General features: G+C 61.3%; 14 protein-coding genes. 9 read left to right on the top strand and 5 right to left on the bottom strand.

Annotated elements, in window-relative coordinates; genetic code table 11:
* Positions 1-18 precede the first annotated feature (18 nt).
* Positions 19-834 (bottom strand): CsgG/HfaB family protein, encoded by an 816-nt coding sequence (locus NFH98_RS14845; protein WP_045993825.1) that lies wholly within the window; start codon positions 832-834, stop codon positions 19-21.
* A 621-nt stretch (positions 835-1,455) separates the two neighbouring features.
* Here NFH98_RS14845 and NFH98_RS14840 point away from each other — a divergent pair.
* Entirely contained in the window at positions 1,456-1,659 is a 204-nt protein-coding gene (locus NFH98_RS14840; RefSeq protein WP_045993826.1) for a cold-shock protein, read from the top strand.
* Between the two features lie 513 nt (positions 1,660-2,172).
* On the opposite strand, the gene NFH98_RS14835 is transcribed toward NFH98_RS14840, so the two are convergent.
* The 3 genes from NFH98_RS14835 to NFH98_RS14825 form a co-directional block, all read right to left on the bottom strand.
* A complete protein-coding gene (locus NFH98_RS14835) occupies positions 2,173-3,345 on the bottom strand; it encodes an ATP-binding protein (RefSeq protein ID WP_349622913.1) in 1,173 nt (390 codons plus the stop codon).
* A 243-nt stretch (positions 3,346-3,588) separates the two neighbouring features.
* Entirely contained in the window at positions 3,589-4,302 is a 714-nt protein-coding gene (locus tag NFH98_RS14830) for a ZinT family metal-binding protein (RefSeq protein WP_253552851.1), read from the bottom strand.
* A 74-nt stretch (positions 4,303-4,376) separates the two neighbouring features.
* Positions 4,377-5,306, bottom strand: coding sequence for a zinc ABC transporter substrate-binding protein (locus tag NFH98_RS14825; RefSeq protein WP_349622912.1), 930 nt, complete (start codon positions 5,304-5,306; stop codon positions 4,377-4,379).
* Between the two features lie 177 nt (positions 5,307-5,483).
* Here NFH98_RS14825 and NFH98_RS14820 point away from each other — a divergent pair, with 177 nt between their 5' ends.
* The 7 genes from NFH98_RS14820 (at position 5,484) to NFH98_RS14790 (ending at position 12,517) form a co-directional block, all read left to right on the top strand.
* The gene (locus tag NFH98_RS14820; protein WP_349622911.1) at positions 5,484-6,251 is read left to right on the top strand and encodes a metal ABC transporter ATP-binding protein; all 768 of its coding nucleotides are present in this window, start codon (positions 5,484-5,486) and stop codon (positions 6,249-6,251) included.
* Entirely contained in the window at positions 6,251-7,075 is an 825-nt protein-coding gene (locus NFH98_RS14815) for a metal ABC transporter permease (protein ID WP_348826898.1), read from the top strand. The genes NFH98_RS14820 and NFH98_RS14815 overlap by 1 nt, the downstream gene beginning before the upstream one ends.
* 331 nt (positions 7,076-7,406) lie before the next feature.
* On the top strand, positions 7,407-8,249 hold the full coding sequence (locus tag NFH98_RS14810; protein WP_348814650.1) for an ABC transporter ATP-binding protein: 843 nt from the start codon (positions 7,407-7,409) through the stop codon (positions 8,247-8,249).
* The gene (locus NFH98_RS14805; protein WP_348814649.1) at positions 8,246-9,076 is read left to right on the top strand and encodes an ABC transporter permease; all 831 of its coding nucleotides are present in this window, start codon (positions 8,246-8,248) and stop codon (positions 9,074-9,076) included. Before NFH98_RS14810 ends, NFH98_RS14805 begins: the two co-directional genes overlap by 4 nt.
* A gap of 212 nt (positions 9,077-9,288) precedes the next feature.
* Entirely contained in the window at positions 9,289-10,269 is a 981-nt protein-coding gene (locus NFH98_RS14800) for an ABC transporter substrate-binding protein (RefSeq protein WP_348814648.1), read from the top strand.
* A 113-nt stretch (positions 10,270-10,382) separates the two neighbouring features.
* Positions 10,383-11,171 (top strand): sulfite exporter TauE/SafE family protein, encoded by a 789-nt coding sequence (locus NFH98_RS14795; protein WP_348826897.1) that lies wholly within the window; start codon positions 10,383-10,385, stop codon positions 11,169-11,171.
* A gap of 41 nt (positions 11,172-11,212) precedes the next feature.
* Positions 11,213-12,517: an amidase gene (locus tag NFH98_RS14790; protein WP_348826896.1), complete on the top strand. Its 1,305-nt coding sequence runs from the start codon at positions 11,213-11,215 to the stop codon at positions 12,515-12,517.
* A 169-nt stretch (positions 12,518-12,686) separates the two neighbouring features.
* Here the strand turns inward: NFH98_RS14790 and NFH98_RS14785 are convergent, their stop codons facing one another.
* Positions 12,687-13,289 carry a helix-turn-helix domain-containing protein gene (locus tag NFH98_RS14785; protein ID WP_185696385.1) on the bottom strand — a complete coding sequence of 201 codons (603 nt, stop codon included), beginning with the start codon at positions 13,287-13,289 and terminating at the stop codon, positions 12,687-12,689.
* Between the two features lie 376 nt (positions 13,290-13,665).
* Between NFH98_RS14785 and NFH98_RS14780 the strand changes: the two genes are divergently transcribed.
* On the top strand, positions 13,666-14,730 hold the full coding sequence (locus NFH98_RS14780; RefSeq protein WP_045992514.1) for a type 2 periplasmic-binding domain-containing protein: 1,065 nt from the start codon (positions 13,666-13,668) through the stop codon (positions 14,728-14,730).

Here is a 14,730-nt window from a genome sequence, read left to right as displayed (position 1 = left end):
TTGGTTTTTCGGATGTTTTCAAGCCGCAGGGTAATGCCCGTCTGCCACCTGACACGCTTGGGTGTCGTTGATCGGCAGGCCGAGCCCTTCCGTCAGGATCTGGTATGCAGCCATTTCCACGACGGATCGAACACCGAGCTGGAGAGGTTCGTTCCTCACCGTCCCGGCATCGAATTCCACGAGCTGATTGTCGAAGAAGCGATAGACGCCCGCTTCCACCTGGTTGCCGACAATCTGCTTTTGCAAACTGGTGACGTAGACGGTCTGAAAGGTAGTGGCGTCCACCACTCGGAGATCCAGGCCTACGTTGATGACCGCTTCTCGGTTGCTTGCGCCTATCAGTCCTACATAAAGGCGTGCCCCCTGGGTCAGGATGTTGTAGTTGAGCTCGGTGAGTGCGCCGAGAATGACGTAGTTGACGGGCTGCACGTTGAGCGCTGCGGGCGCGCGTTGCATGGCTCCGGCATCCTTGAGCTGGCGCTCGGCTAGCGGAATGCGAATGTCGAGGCGCTCGGCCAGGCGTACCTTGCGCGTCTTGTAGAGCGCGCTGATCAGCATTTCAGACACGCCCTGGGTCAAGGTGCGGCTCTCGGTGATGGTCGAGTAGCTGACTTGGCCGGTCCGGTCGAGGATCTGTCCTACGCTGACCACTGGCAGGTTTTCACCGGGTTGTTGGCTGAGTGCGCTCAGGCAGCGGGTGTAGGGCGTGTGGTTGGTCATCACTCGCGAGCCTTCACGGGGTGCCACGGGATCGGTACCGATGGAGGCGCAGCCACCCAGGGTTGCAGTGAGTGCTAAGGCGGTGGTGAGTTTGTGGGGCAGCGAGACCTTCATCCTGGCGTCCTCCTGTGATTGACATGGCTATTGCTCAAGTCGTGCCAGAAAGACCAATTGGTCTTTTTATTCAATAGGTTGGGGTAGTGAATAGCAGCGAGGAGATGACTTGAGGTAGCCGTGTTCGGCCAACCGAAGCGTTTTGCTAGAGGGAAAGCGTGGCGAATCGCCAGACTCTGGCGTTTTGCACGACTGAATTAGGAGAAACCGTCGTACACATGCGGCGCGCGATTGACAGGAGTGCTGGGCCGAGAGCAGGACGAAAGCGTGGGTGATTGCCGCCATCGCCTGGCCGTACCGGACGATGCCAATGTCGATCACGCAGGCTGATTTCGTGTAAGTGATTAATAATTCAGTTTTTTATCGGATCTTGATGATGTTTTTTCGATCGTCCCGAGGACCAGCAGCGCAACGTGCGAAAGTTCTGTTGCCATGCTTTAAAAAGGTTTGACAAGGCGCGGCGAGTCGTGAGACGATGCTTCTCGTTGGTTAGCAAGTCGTATATTTCAGTAGTGATCGAATCATTCGGTAGCCTGGCAATATCCCCCTTGTTATATCCATATTTCTGGGATGACACCCGGCAAACTGTAATGACAACGCTCTGCGTTAAGGAAATCGATCATGGCAACTGGCACAGTTAAGTGGTTCAACGACGCTAAAGGTTTCGGCTTCATTTCTCCGGCCGACGGTGGTGACGACCTGTTCGCCCACTTCTCCGAAATCAAGGCTGAAGGTTTCAAGTCCCTGCAGGACGGTCAAGAGGTCTCTTTTGACGTGACCCAGGGCAAGAAAGGCCTTCAGGCTTCTAACATCAAGGTTATCTAACTTCTAGTTAGCTGACTGAGATGAATGACAAGACCCGCTTCGGCGGGTCTTGTCGTTTTTGTGTGTGAAAAGTTTAGGTCTGGCCGTGTGTGGCCGGCGTTGAGCTTCATTTCGCGCTCAGCCTGCTCGGGTTGTCTTGCGTAGATCAATCTCTGGCGATGATCTGTCTTTGTAGATCGTCTGCTTCTAGCGGCCCGGGTACTGGGTGGGCAAGGCTGCCATCCCTGTAAGAGTGTTTCTGGATACGGCTTAGGGCTTGTCTGAAAAGTGTCTGCGCTCGGTAATACGGCGTTAAAAATCGGCTGGTTCGCCATCCCGGTCAAAATGCTCATTTACACCCCGTTAACTGCGCTTTCTCACCGATTTTTGCCTTGTCTAACCTTCGCTCGTCGACTTTCCGGACTGAGCCTAGGAGGCCTTCGTGCTGGACCAGCGGGATTGGCAGGCCGGTAGCTCAACCTGCCCAAGAGGCGATAGTGGTGGATAGCAAACTTTGCTGACGGCTTTAACGCGTCAAAGGGGCTTCGCTGGGCCTGCCTCATCAGCATAGAGCAGCCAGTCTCCCATGCCGCTGTCCTCAAGGGCGTAAACTCCCCGACCAGAGCGCCATACCAGGCCCTTATCGCGAAGCGAGTCGAGTGCACGTTGAACGGTGGATGCCGAAGGCTGGGTCTTGCGCTTGGCAAGAGCCTGGATCTCCTTGAGCGTATCCTTGGTGAAGGGTGTAAAAGGGCGCTGTTGCGCCGACATTCGGGCCAGGACGAGCAGGATGGCGCGCTGTGGCTCGGGCAGTTGATCGAAGTCGGACTGGAAGAGGGCCTGGTAGTCTGCCTGGATCGATTGTGCACCTTGCTCCAGCAGCTTTCCGAGGTCGTCGGCCCGCCCGTGCTCCAAGGCAACGCGCTTGATGAAGTCCCACAGCAGTTCAGGACGGCGACCCACACGTTCGAAGGTCTTGGCGACATCTGCGACCTGGAAGGTGTTGCCAGGAGCCAGCCTTGCATTGACGTGGTGGGTAAATGCCTCCACGAAATCATCCCCCAGCAGCGGGAAGGGTGTGACGGTATTGCCGAAGAAGGGCTGGTCGCGGCTCAACACCAGTTGGGCCAGCTTGTCACGACTGCTCCCAGTGAACACCAGACGCAGGCCTGGTTTCGCCCTGCCCAGGGTCAGCGCATCGCGAGCGGCCTTGAGTGCGAACATGGTGTTCATCCCCTGCTCGCTACTGAGTGCATGCTGTGCCTCATCGATGAAGAGTACGACCAGACGTTCCGATGCTTCGTGCAGTGCCTGCAGGGCTTCCGTCAGGGTGGCTTCATCCGGCAGAGCGGAACCTGTCAGGTCCCACGTCAGCCTCTTGTGTAGCGTGACGGAATCGACGCCGGCAGCACTCCAGAGCTTCTTGATGCGCGGCGCGTAGGTCTGCAATCTGGCCATGATGGCGCGTTCGATCAGCAGGCCTGGATCCATCTGGCGGTCTGCCCAGAGGTCGACGTAAACCACTTCCCAGCCGTGCTGTTCGCAGGCAGGCATCAGGTCCTGCCGCAGGAAGGTGCTCTTGCCGGTGCGCCGTGGTGCGGCGAGGAATAGCCCGCCGCTGTAGTCGATCAGGCCATCGCCAGCCAGGCCTGTCACGATCGACTGTGCGAGGGCTGGTCGGTGAAAGACATAAGTTGCGGAAACCATGGAATACGCCTCTTTACGCAGCTATGCGTAAAATTATGCATCATGGCGGTAAAGGGCGATAATGCGGGCCTGCATCGCCAGCACGATAGGCGAGTTCAGCAGGATGGCGCTGGCGAACCGTTTCTGGTGGGTGAACGGTTCGTCCGGCGCACTGCTGTGCATTCCGGCTAGTGCACCGACTCACCGATAAAACAAAGCCCCTCGATCGAGGGGCTTTGGTCTCTCTGTGCCTATGCCTGGGCCTTAGTGGGCCAGCATTTCATCGACGATACCCTGGCCATCCAGTTCGGAGGGATAGTAGGTCGGCCAGTTGGTGACCTCTTCAAGCAGGGCCGCACGGTCGTCACCCCAGTACAGGTGGTAGTGATCGGCCTCGGTCGGGTAGATGGCATGGTCGCTGAACTGGATGTAGTTCGGCAGGCTGTCGTCTTCACCCTGGTACTCGAAGATGTAGCGAACGCCGCGGTTGCCGGCCTTGTAGGTCAGCACCTCGTAGCCGTCGGAGGCGTATTCGCCGGAGAGCACCTGACCATCTTCGTGGAAGGAGACGGTAGAGCCATCGATGACGATACGGTCGACGTCGGTCTCGTAACCGATCTCGTAGTACGCCTTGTATTCCTCGGCGGTCTTGTCATCGCTCTGTTCGGCCTTGTGGGCGAACACTTCGTCGAGGGTGCCGTCCAGCAGGTAGGGGTAGACGGACTGCCAGTCGCCTTCCCAGTCGGACAGCGGCCGATCCTTGATCTGGTCGTCGTCGAAATAGCCGGCGTAGATGTCCTTGGCGTGATCATGCTCATGATCATGATGGTCGTGATCGTGATCGTGATCGTGATCGTGATCGTGATCGTGCGCTTCGCTGGCCGCGGAATCGCTTTGTGCGAGGGCCAGGGGGGCGGTCGCCAGTGTCAGGGCGCTGATTGCGGCGACGGCCATGCGGCGGGTCAGAATCGGGTCCATCGTCTTGCTCCTTGGGATGATCGGTGGGGCGTTGTGGCCTCCCCGGGGAGGCCTTGGAAAGAACAGGGCTTTCATCACTCGGCCTCGGCGGCGCAGCGGGCGACGCCGTCGGCCAGTTGGCGCAGCAATGCGGGATAGAGCTCGGCGCCAAGCGGCAGGTCGACGCCCAGAGGATCGATGACCAGCGACGTCTCGACCCCGGTGCCTTGGAACACGCTGTCCACCAGCGCCGGGTTGAACTGGGGCTCTCGGAAGACGCACTGCACGCCGAGTTCGGCGACACGCTGCTGGATCTCTCGGATACGCGCAGGGCTCGGGTCGGAGGCATCCCCCAGGGAGATCGCCCCGGCCGCCGGCACATCGAAGCGGCGCTCGAAGTACTGGTAGGCATCGTGGAAGACGATGAAGCGCGTACCCTGGGCCTGCTGGAGGCGGGTCTCCAGTTCATCGATCAGGTCGTCGAGCTCGCTGCGGGCTTCCTCTGCGTTGTGTCGATAGATGTCGGCGTTGTCGGGATCGAGTTCGGCCAGTGAGGTGGCGATGGCATCGAGCCAGGCCTGGGCGTTGACCGGGTCGAGCCAGCCGTGGGGGTCCCAGCCTGAATGGTCGTGATGGTCGTGGCCGGCATGCTGCTCGTGCTCGTGCCCGTCATGCCCTTCGTGGTGCCGGTGGCCCTTATGCTCCTCGTGCTCATGGTGCTCATCATGATCGTGGGCCTCGAAGGTGGCGCCCTGGCGATAGGTCAGGCGCTGCGTGCCGGCGCTTTCCATCAGCTCCACCTGCTGCGCATCCACCGCCAGTGACTGGCGTGCCTTGGCAAGCCAGGGCGTCAATCCATCGCTGACCCAGAACACTACGTCGGCCTGCGCCAGGGCTTCGGCCTCGGAAGGACGCATGGCGTAGCCGTGGGGGGAGGCCCCAGGCTGGATCACCAGTTGCGGCGTCCCCAGGTCTCCCATCACGCGCTCCACCAGGCTGTGGACCGGCGGAATATCCACAGCCACCGAGGGGACCTCTGCGGCAGCCATCGCAGGAAGCAGCAGGCAAGGGAGGAGAAGGGGGCGTAGCGAGGTGTGCATCGTCATCGATCTCTTGGAGCGTTCTCGGGGCGGGTGATTGTGGCATATTTTGTTATGATATAACATTGTTTTCGAAATCGAGAAAGGCTCTGGAGAATGTTCATGCCGCTATTGTCGATCGATGATCTGCGGGTCGTCCTGGGAGGGCAGACCATCCTCGAGGGCATAGACCTCAAGCTCGAATGCGGCGAAATCGTGACGCTGGTCGGCCCCAACGGGTCGGGCAAATCGACGCTTTTGCGTACCATCATCGGTGCACTGACGTCCGCTGGCGGACGTTTGGTGCGAAGGCCCGGGCTCACCATCGGCTATGTACCGCAGCGACTGGCCATCGATCCGACCCTGCCGATGACGGTCACGCGCTTTCTCAACCTGCCTCGTCGACGTTCCCGCGAAGCCGTGCAGCAGGCCCTGGCGCAGGCCGGCGTGCCTGAGCTGGGCTCGCAACAGTTGCTGTCGTTGTCAGGCGGCCAGCGACAGCGCGTTCTGCTGGCGCGAGCCCTGCTGGAGAAGCCCGACCTGTTGCTGCTCGATGAGGCAACCCAGGGCCTCGACCACCGGGGTACGGCGGATTTCTATCGCCAGATCGAGCGGGTGAGGCGCGAAACGGGCTGCGCGATCCTGATGGTCAGCCATGAGCTGCATGTGGTGATGCGCACCTCGGACCGGGTGATCTGCCTCGATCGCCACGTCTGCTGCCAGGGCACGCCCGAGCGAGTGCTGGCGTCCCCGGCCTATCAGGCGCTGTTTGGCCCCGATACCGCTGACGCGCTCGCCTTCTACCGCCCCGAACACCTGCGCGAAAAAGACGCCGCTAGCCCGGCCTTGGCGCAGGTGGGCGCTGCCCGCTCGTTGGGGGTCTCGGCCTGATGCTCGATGACTTCATGCTGCGTGCGGCGCTCGCCGGAATCGGTGTGGCATTGGCCGCCGCCCCGCTGGGCTGTTTTGTGGTGTGGCGCCGCATGGCCTACTTCGGCGATGCCACTGCGCACGCCGCCATCCTTGGTGTGGCACTGTCGCTGTTGCTGTCGACCTCGATCTTCGCCGGAGTGCTGGTGGTGTCGCTGCTGATGGCGATTCTGGTCTCGTTGCTCAGCGGTCGTGGCTATGCCATGGATACCTTGCTCGGGGTCATGGCTCACTCGGCGCTGGCCTTCGGGTTGGTGGCGGTGTCCTTCGTGTCCGGGGTGGGTATCGACCTGATGGCATATCTGTTCGGTGACATTCTGGCGGTCGGCAAGGGGGATCTGGTGTTGATCGCTGGCGGCGCCTTGCTGGTCATGGCGCTGGTGGGGTGGCGCTGGTCGTCACTGTTGACGGCGACCCTGGATGCGGATCTGGCACGGGCCAATGGCATCCATCCCGGGCGCGAGCAACTGGTGCTGACACTGTCCCTGGCGGTGGTCGTGGCGGTGGCGCTCAAGGTGGTGGGGGTACTGTTGATCGCTGCACTGCTGATCATTCCCGCCGCCGCCGCCAGACCCTTCTGCCGCACCCCGGAAGCCATGGTGCTGGTGGCAGCGGTGATCGGTGCCGCGTCTACTAGCGGCGGTCTTCAGGCGGCCTACTGGCTCGACACGCCCACCGGTCCCACCATCGTCAGCCTCGCCGCTGTGGTGTTTGTCCTGTGTAGCCTGGTGGATCTCGGCAGGCGCCGGCTCGCAAGAATGTCTTCCAGCGATATCTCGTCCTGAACGGGTGACCCGTGCGTTGCTGCTATGGGCGCAGAGGGGAGGGAGGGCGACCACCCGCGTGTCCTCGTCGCGCGTCCCGAGGGCGATGAGAGGTGGCGAGAATCGGGGTGAGAGCACTGGAAAGCTTACGAATCCGTCAGCAGAGCGCCTTGGTGCATGGGGATGGTGCGCTGCACCACAAAGAGGTGAGCGAATCGGCACACATCTGACTCATGTACATGAATTATTTGTTATGGAGTTGATTGATAAGGAAAACCGCTTTTGTGGCACCGGTTATGCCTGAGTAAAGGTCACATGATCTTGGATACTGGCCTTGCTCAGGAGGTAACGAATGAATGCCCCGGTGTCGCACGCACTACCCTTGGAACAGCCGCAGGCGATAGCTCCGCCGCGCCCGAGTGTCATCTCGCTGGAGGGGGTAAGGAAGACCTTTTCCAGTCCAGGCAATGACAGCGTCGAGGTGATAAGAGACATCACACTCGATATCAAACAGGAAGAGTTTGTCAGCATCGTCGGGCCCAGCGGGTGTGGCAAGAGCACGATGTTCAACATCATCTCCAGCCTGCTGGAACCCACGGATGGAAAGATCACGCTGCGCGGGAGCGATCCAGTCTGTGGGGCGCGGATCGGCTACATGCTGCAGCGTGACCTGCTCTTTCCCTGGCGTACCATCATCGACAACGTCTGCCTCGGGCTTGAAGTCAAAGGCGTATCCAAGGCGAAGCGCTATGAAATGGCCAGGGAGCAACTGGCGCGCTATGGCCTGGCCGATTTCGCCGATCAGTATCCCAATACGCTGTCGGGAGGTATGCGTCAGCGGGTGGCACTGATACGCACCCTGATCACCGAACCCGATCTGATTCTGCTCGATGAGCCGTTCTCCGCGCTCGACTATCAAACCCGCCTGGTGCTCGAGGAAGAGATCGTGTCGATCCTCAAAGAGCATCGCAAGACGGTGGTGCTGATCACCCACGACATCGGCGAGGCCATCGCCATGTCGGATCGTGTCGCCGTCATGACTAAGCGACCCACCTCGGTCAAGAAGGTCTATGACGTGGGCCTGTCCAGGGAGCTTGGGTCCTGCCTCAAGGCACGCAGTGACGTCCGCTATCAACAGCTGTTCGACCGCATCTGGGATGACCTGGATATCCAGGTAGCCGGAGGTGCGGCATGAGTGAGGCCCAGGTCTACACCCATACGATCCAGTCGGGCAGCAACAGGGAAAACTGCGAAGCGCCCGGTCGCTCGATCCTGCTGACGGACAACCTCTGGCGTGGCGCGGGCATCGCGCTGGTGGTGGTGCTGTGGCAGATGGGCGTCAATCTCGGCTGGATCAATCCGTTCTTGATGGGCTCGCCGGCAGGCATCGCGGAAGAGGCCTGGCGCCTGTTGCAGTCGGGTCAGCTTTTGGATGACACCCTGGCCACGGTCTCTGCCACCATCGCGGGCTTTCTTCTCGGCAGCGTGCTCGGCTCGGTGTGTGGCCTGCTGTTGTGGTTCTCGCGTACCACGGCAAGGATCATCGATCCCTTCATGGTGGCCTTGAACGGTCTGCCGAAGATCGCCCTGGCACCGATGATCATCATCTGGTTCGGCTCGGGCATGTTTTCCAAGATCATGCTGGCCTTCGTCGCGACCTTCGTGGTGGCGTTGCTGTCGGCCTACCAGGGTACCCATCAGATCGATCGCAACATGATCAACCTGATGAGGTCGCTGGGTGGCACCCGCCGCGAGATCTTTACCAAGGTGGTCGCCCCGGCAACCCTCCCCTGGATCATCTCGGCCTTCCGTCTGAACATCGGCTTTGCGTTGATCGCCGAAATCGGTGGTGAATTCATCTCATCCGATCGCGGGCTGGGCAGAATGATCTTCGTGGCGGGCAACCTGTTCAACCTGAATGTGGTCTGGGTAGGCGTGATCGTCCTGATGATGGTGGCTATCGCACTTTACGTGGTGGTATCGAAGGTGGAGAAGCGTCTGTTGCCGTGGGAGAACAAGTAGAAATTTCCGTCGCAGAACGCTGTGTCAGGTGGTGAGTGTAACAAGCAATAGACGTGGCAAAAGGAAAGAGTGGCAAGAGTGGAAGGTGTGGAAAGTGCAGAAGATGTAGTGAAGGTAGTAAGCGTAGTGAGTATTGAAGGTGTAGTGAAAGTAGTGAGTGCAGTGAGTGCAGTCCCGAAGCTGAAAATATAACGACAAGGAACAGAACCATCATGAATTCATTTGCGTGCTCCAAGAAAATTGTCGTCGGTCTCGGCCTCCTGGCCAGCGTGTCTTCGTTCCAGGCTCAGGCCGAAGACATGGATACCATCTTGATCAACGAGGCGTTTCACTCGCTGCTCTACCTGCCGGTCTACGTGGCCAAGCACGAAGGGCTGTTCAACGAGTACAACATCGAGGTCCCGGTGGTACGTTCGGCGGGCTCTGGACCGGCGGCTCTGGCCTCGGTGCTGGCCGGCGAATCGCAGTTCTCCGTGCATGGACCAGAGCATGTCGGCTTTGCCCAGGAACAGGGGGGCAGCGGCAAGGCCATCAGCGCGGTGGCCAACAGCGCCCCTGTCTGGGTGCTGGCGAGCCCCGATCTCGACTACAGTTCGCCTGCTGATCTGGCCGGCAAGGAAGTCGTCGTGGGGCTGGCGCCTGGTACGTCGAATACCTTGATCAAGCGGCTGATCGAAGACGCCGGGCTCGACGGCGAGGTGTCCATCACCGAGGTGCAGAATGGCTCGGAGCTGGGGCCGGTGCTGTCCGGGCGTGGCGACATCGCCGTGGCGTACCAGCCTCAGGTTGAGCAGGGTATTTCCCAGGGGCTGGAGGTAATCCACGCCTTCACCGATGACTATCCCGAGTACGCGTTTTCGACCATCAACACCTCCCAGGAGATGATCGATGACAATCCGGACCTGGTACTGCGCTTCGTCAATGCCATCAATGACTCCCTGGCGCTGATCCATTCCGACGCCGATGCTGCCAAGGCGGTGGCGCGTGAGGAGTTCGGCGATCTGTCCGGTGAGGTCGTCGACGCGGCGGTGCAGCGCATGATCGACAACAACGTCTATCCCGAAAGCGTGACGATTACCGAAGACGCCTTTACCAACGCCATCGAGATGCAGCAGTTCGTCGGCAACATCCAGGGCGAGATGTACTACGAAGATATCGTCGATGACTCCTTCGCCGCCAAGGTCGTGAACTAAGGCGCGTTCCCGGGTCGCTCGTCGACCACCGTAACAGGGCGTCGAGTACGCCATAAGCGAGAAGGTGGGTGGAGGATGACCTCCGCCCATCTTCGATGCTGGAGGAAAAGTGAATGCTAGCGGCACTGTTGTTCTTCAGCGCGGTCGGTGGACTGGCGGGGCTGGTCGCGGGGCTGTTTGGCATCGGGGGCGGCATCATCATCGTGCCGGCACTGTCACTGGCCCTGGCCCACCAGGGCGTGGAGGCGGACCTGGTGATGCACCTGGCGATCGGTACCTCGCTGGCCATCATCGTGGTGACCGGCGCCTCCTCGGCCTTCAGCCACTGGAGGAAGGGGGCGGTGTCACTGGATCTGCTGACGCGCATGCTGCCCGGGTTGATGTGTGGTGCGGTGCTCGGGGGGCTGGTGGCCGAGCAGCTGGACGCACAGCAGCTCGAGCGCTACTTCGGTGTGTTCATGCTGTTGCTGGCGCTTCACATGTTGCTTTCCAAGGGTGTCAGTGAAGCCGACAGTGGCGCCGGTCGTCCGGCCATGTTTGCTGCGGGCACCGCCATCGGTACCTTTTCGGCGCTGTTCGGTGTCGGCGGTGGTGTGCTCAGCGTGCCCTGGCTTGCCCGAAACGGCGCCGGGGTCACCCACGCTGTCGGCACATCAGCAGCGTGTGGCCTGCCGATCGCCGCCGCTGGTGCCATCACCTTCCTGTTCACCGGGCTTGGGCATTCCGGCCTGCCGAGCGGTAGCTCCGGCTACCTTTACTGGCCGGCCTTCTTCGGCGTCGCCCTGTTCAGTGTGCCGGCGGCCCGGCTGGGCGCGAAGCTCGCCCACTTTCTTCCCCCCCACCGGCTGCGCCAGTTGTTTGCCGCGGTGATGCTGGTGGTGGGTCTCAAGTTGATCCTCTGACGTCACAACAACGCTTTCAACAATCCTCGAGGATGATCCATATGCAATCAGGTCCTGACACCATTGGCGCCTTTCGTAACAGGCTCGACCAGTCCGACGCCGAGGCGCTGGACTGGTGGCACGAGTGTACGGCAACAATCGAACACAGCGAGGCCTCGGTAGGGGCCTGGGAGGCGCTCGCCGAGTCGCCGCCGGCGCTGGATCCGGCGCTGGCGGATCGCCCCCTGTACGGTGTGCCGGTGGGCATCAAGGACATCATCGATACGGTGGACCTGCCGACAGCCTGGGGAACCGGCGGCTACCTGCGTTCTGCCGGCGCGCTGGTCGATGCGTCCCTGGTCACCCTGCTCAAGCAGCAGGGCGCGCTGATCATGGGCAAGACGGTATCGACGGAATTCGCCTATTTCACCCCGGGCAAGACCCGCAATCCCCACGATGAAGCGCGTACGCCGGGCGGCTCATCCAGTGGGTCCGCCGCCGCGGTGGCGGCGGGCATGGTGCCCATCGCCTTCGGCACGCAGACCGCCGGCAGCATGATTCGTCCGGCCAGCTATTGCGGCGTCTATGGTTTCAAGCCGACGTTCAATACCCTGAGCACCGCAGGCGTCAGGGGCTTCGCCCCATCGCTGGATACCCTCGGCTGGTTTGCGCGCAGCATCGGCGACATCTGTACGGTATTCACCAGTCTGACCGGTGCGGCCGAGATCGCCCCGCAGCAAAGCCTTGCCGGCGTTCGCATCGGCACCTTCAGCCTGCCGGCAGGCCAGCCACTGGCGCCCGACGTGCAGAAGGTGATTGCCGACGCCGAAGCGCTGGCGAAAGAGGCCGGTGCCGAGATCGTGCCGCTGGCGCTCGGTGATGACTTTGAACAACTGGTCGAACATCAGCGGGTGGTCATGGCCTACGAGTCCGCGGGCACCCTGGCCAGTGAGTACGACCGATTCGCGGATCAGATGGGCCCCAAGCTGGTCGAGCTGATCGAAGAAGGGCGCAACATCAGCTGGATGCGCTACTGCGAGGCAATGCGTGCCGTGGCCAGTGTCCGGCAAACGCTGACGCAGATCTTCGACACCCAGGTCGATGCGATCCTGGCAGCCAGCGCCACGGGCGAGGCGCCGTTGGGGCTGGAGGCCACAGGCGATCCACTCTACTGCCGTGCCTGGACCCTGTTGGGGGTGCCCTGTCTCAACCTGCCGATCGGGCAGGGCAGCAATGGCATGCCCATCGGTGTGCAGTTGATCGCCGATCGCTGGGCCGATGAGCACCTGCTTTCGCTGGCATCCGGTCTGGTTGGCGGGCTCAAGCCCGTGGCCGTTGCCGAACGGGAGCCAGCGCTGTCGGCTTGATGCCTGGCGTCGCTCGCACTGGAGCCATCGCTCGTCTGCCTGTACGCAAGCGCTACGGGCGACGAGCGTGGTCGGCCCCCTGTGTGGCCGACCACGCCGGCGCTCGGCCCGGGTCGGCGCAGTGTGCATGGGGCTCGGCGTCGGGACGAGCCTACGGCTGCCGGGCCCCTCAGGACGTACAGATCCACAGTATCCGCGCCGGCTCGTCACCGACCGATATCACCGCGTGGCCCATCTGGCTGTCGAAGGACATGCTGTCGGCGACCTTGAGCCGGGTCGGCTCGTAGTGCTCCGTCCATACCTCCACTTCACCCTGCTGCACCACGATCTGCTCATGTCCGGTGTGGCGCTGCAACTCGCCGAACTCCTCGATACTGGTGTTGAGCACCGTCGTGGAAAACACCAGAAAGTCCTTGGCCACCATGTCGTTGCACAGAAGCTCGAAGCGATAGTTGGGCGTCTCGACCACCGGCCCCTGGCCCGCCCGGGTCAGGGTGCGCCAGCCGCTCAGGGCGCTGCGTTCGTTGTGATAGAAGAGTTCGCTGACATCTACCTCCAGGGCGGCGGCCAGCTTGACGATCACGTCGTAGGTCGGGGATAGCCGGCCGTTCTCGATACGCGAGATGCTGGCGGCGGAACTGCCCGAGGCCTCGGCCATCTGGGCGATGGTCAGGCCCCTATCGCTTCTGAGTGCCTTCAGGTTGGTGCCGATGGAACCTGCCTTGCGCGGACGCTCCCTGACGCGTGGAGGCGGGGTGACGGTGTCGCTCATGCTGGTCTCCGACGCCTTTGTCTCGAATTTTTCAAGAAAAAGCGTTGATTGTTGGTCTTTTTTTATAATTTTGACTGAATATTGCGTATATGCAATCCTCATTCACGAACGCGACAATAGCAAGGTGTGTGCGTGTGAGCGGGCGCTCCGGCGTGATCCCGGGGTTGCCAAAGCGCTTGCCAGCACGGTCATTGCGCTCCTAGGGCTTGTCTGAAAAGTGCCTGCGCTCGGTAATACGGCGTTAAAAATCGGATCAAAATGCTCATTTACACCCCGTAAACTGCGCTTTCTCACCGATTTTTGCCTTGTCTAACCTTCGCTCGTCGACTTTTCGGACAGCGCCTAATTTCCACAAGAAAATCCAATGGGGATAATAATGTACAAACTGAATCGACTGGCGGGCGGTGTCGCCCTGGCGGCCGCGCTGGCGGGTGCCTCGCTGAGTGCAAACGCCGAGGAAATGAACTGGAAGATGGCCACTCCCTGGGGCGGCGGTCCCTGGCTTGAGCGCGATGCCCAGACCTTCGCCGACTATGTCGACCAGCTGACGGCCGGCGACATCGCCATCGAGGTGTTCCCCGGTGGCACCCTAGGGGGCGCGCTGCGGGTCACCAATACGGTCAAGGCCGGGGTGGCCGAGGTCAGCCACAACTACGTCAACTACGACTACGGCACCGATCCCACCGCGGCGCTGCTGGCCGGGCATTCCAGCGGCCTGACGCCGGAAGAGTTCATGATGTGGATGTACGAGGGCGGCGGCGTGGAGCTGTATGAAGAGTTCCGCCGTGACGTCTTCGATGTGGTGGCCTTCCCCTGTTCGATTCTGGGCACCGAGATCTTCCTGCACTCCAACAAGAAGGTCGAGACGCTGGAGGACTTCCAGGGTCTGCGCCTGCGCACCTCCGGCGCCTGGGCCGAGATCGCCTCTCAGCTGGGTGCATCCACCGTGGTCATGGCGGGCAGCGAGATCTACAACGCCCTGGACCGTGGCGTGATCGACGCCGCCGAGTGGGGTAGCCCCGAGATGAACAAGCCCACCGGCTTCCAGGACGTGGCGCAGTACGTGATCCTGCCTGGCGTGCACCAGTCGGGTGGCTTCCTCGAGTGCCAGGTCAACCAGGACGCCTGGGATGCGCTGAGCGCCGAACAGCAGGAGCTGCTGCGTCTGGCCGGCAAGCTAAGCGTGTTCGACTCCTGGCTCGCGAGCTCCTACGCCGACCTCGAGGCCTACCAGGAGCTGGTCGACGGTCCCAACGAGATCGTCCAGCTGGATCAGTCGTTCATCGACGCCATCTATGAAGAAACGCGCAAGTGGGAAGACGAGAACGCCGAGAGCAACGAGTGGTTTGCCCGGGTGCTCGAGTCCCAGCGTGAGTTCAAGGCCAGCATGACCAACTGGCAGCAGTATCGCCTGCCGATCGGTGCCATGGGTCGCGACTGA

This window comes from Halomonas sp. H33-56 (assembly GCF_040147035.1).
Taxonomy (GTDB): Bacteria; Pseudomonadota; Gammaproteobacteria; order Pseudomonadales; family Halomonadaceae; genus Halomonas; species Halomonas litopenaei.
The sequence above is the reverse complement of the archived record's forward strand: the minus strand, read 5'-3'. Positions and strand labels throughout refer to the sequence as shown.

Bases quoted from the DNA above. Each gene is read 5' to 3' on its own strand.
- NFH98_RS14815 (WP_348826898.1), top strand. From the start codon at position 6,251: ATGCTCGATGACTTCATGCTGCGTGCGGCGCTCGCCGGAATCGGTGTG.
- NFH98_RS14800 (WP_348814648.1), top strand. From the start codon at position 9,289: ATGAATTCATTTGCGTGCTCCAAGAAAATTGTCGTCGGTCTCGGCCTC.
- NFH98_RS14845 (WP_045993825.1), bottom strand. From the start codon at position 834: ATGAAGGTCTCGCTGCCCCACAAACTCACCACCGCCTTAGCACTCACT.
- NFH98_RS14790 (WP_348826896.1), top strand. From the start codon at position 11,213: ATGCAATCAGGTCCTGACACCATTGGCGCCTTTCGTAACAGGCTCGAC.
- NFH98_RS14820 (WP_349622911.1), top strand. From the start codon at position 5,484: ATGCCGCTATTGTCGATCGATGATCTGCGGGTCGTCCTGGGAGGGCAG.
- NFH98_RS14810 (WP_348814650.1), top strand. From the start codon at position 7,407: ATGAATGCCCCGGTGTCGCACGCACTACCCTTGGAACAGCCGCAGGCG.
- NFH98_RS14840 (WP_045993826.1), top strand. From the start codon at position 1,456: ATGGCAACTGGCACAGTTAAGTGGTTCAACGACGCTAAAGGTTTCGGC.
- NFH98_RS14780 (WP_045992514.1), top strand. From the start codon at position 13,666: ATGTACAAACTGAATCGACTGGCGGGCGGTGTCGCCCTGGCGGCCGCG.
- NFH98_RS14785 (WP_185696385.1), bottom strand. From the start codon at position 13,289: ATGAGCGACACCGTCACCCCGCCTCCACGCGTCAGGGAGCGTCCGCGC.
- NFH98_RS14835 (WP_349622913.1), bottom strand. From the start codon at position 3,345: ATGGTTTCCGCAACTTATGTCTTTCACCGACCAGCCCTCGCACAGTCG.
- NFH98_RS14795 (WP_348826897.1), top strand. From the start codon at position 10,383: ATGCTAGCGGCACTGTTGTTCTTCAGCGCGGTCGGTGGACTGGCGGGG.
- NFH98_RS14805 (WP_348814649.1), top strand. From the start codon at position 8,246: ATGAGTGAGGCCCAGGTCTACACCCATACGATCCAGTCGGGCAGCAAC.
- NFH98_RS14830 (WP_253552851.1), bottom strand. From the start codon at position 4,302: ATGGACCCGATTCTGACCCGCCGCATGGCCGTCGCCGCAATCAGCGCC.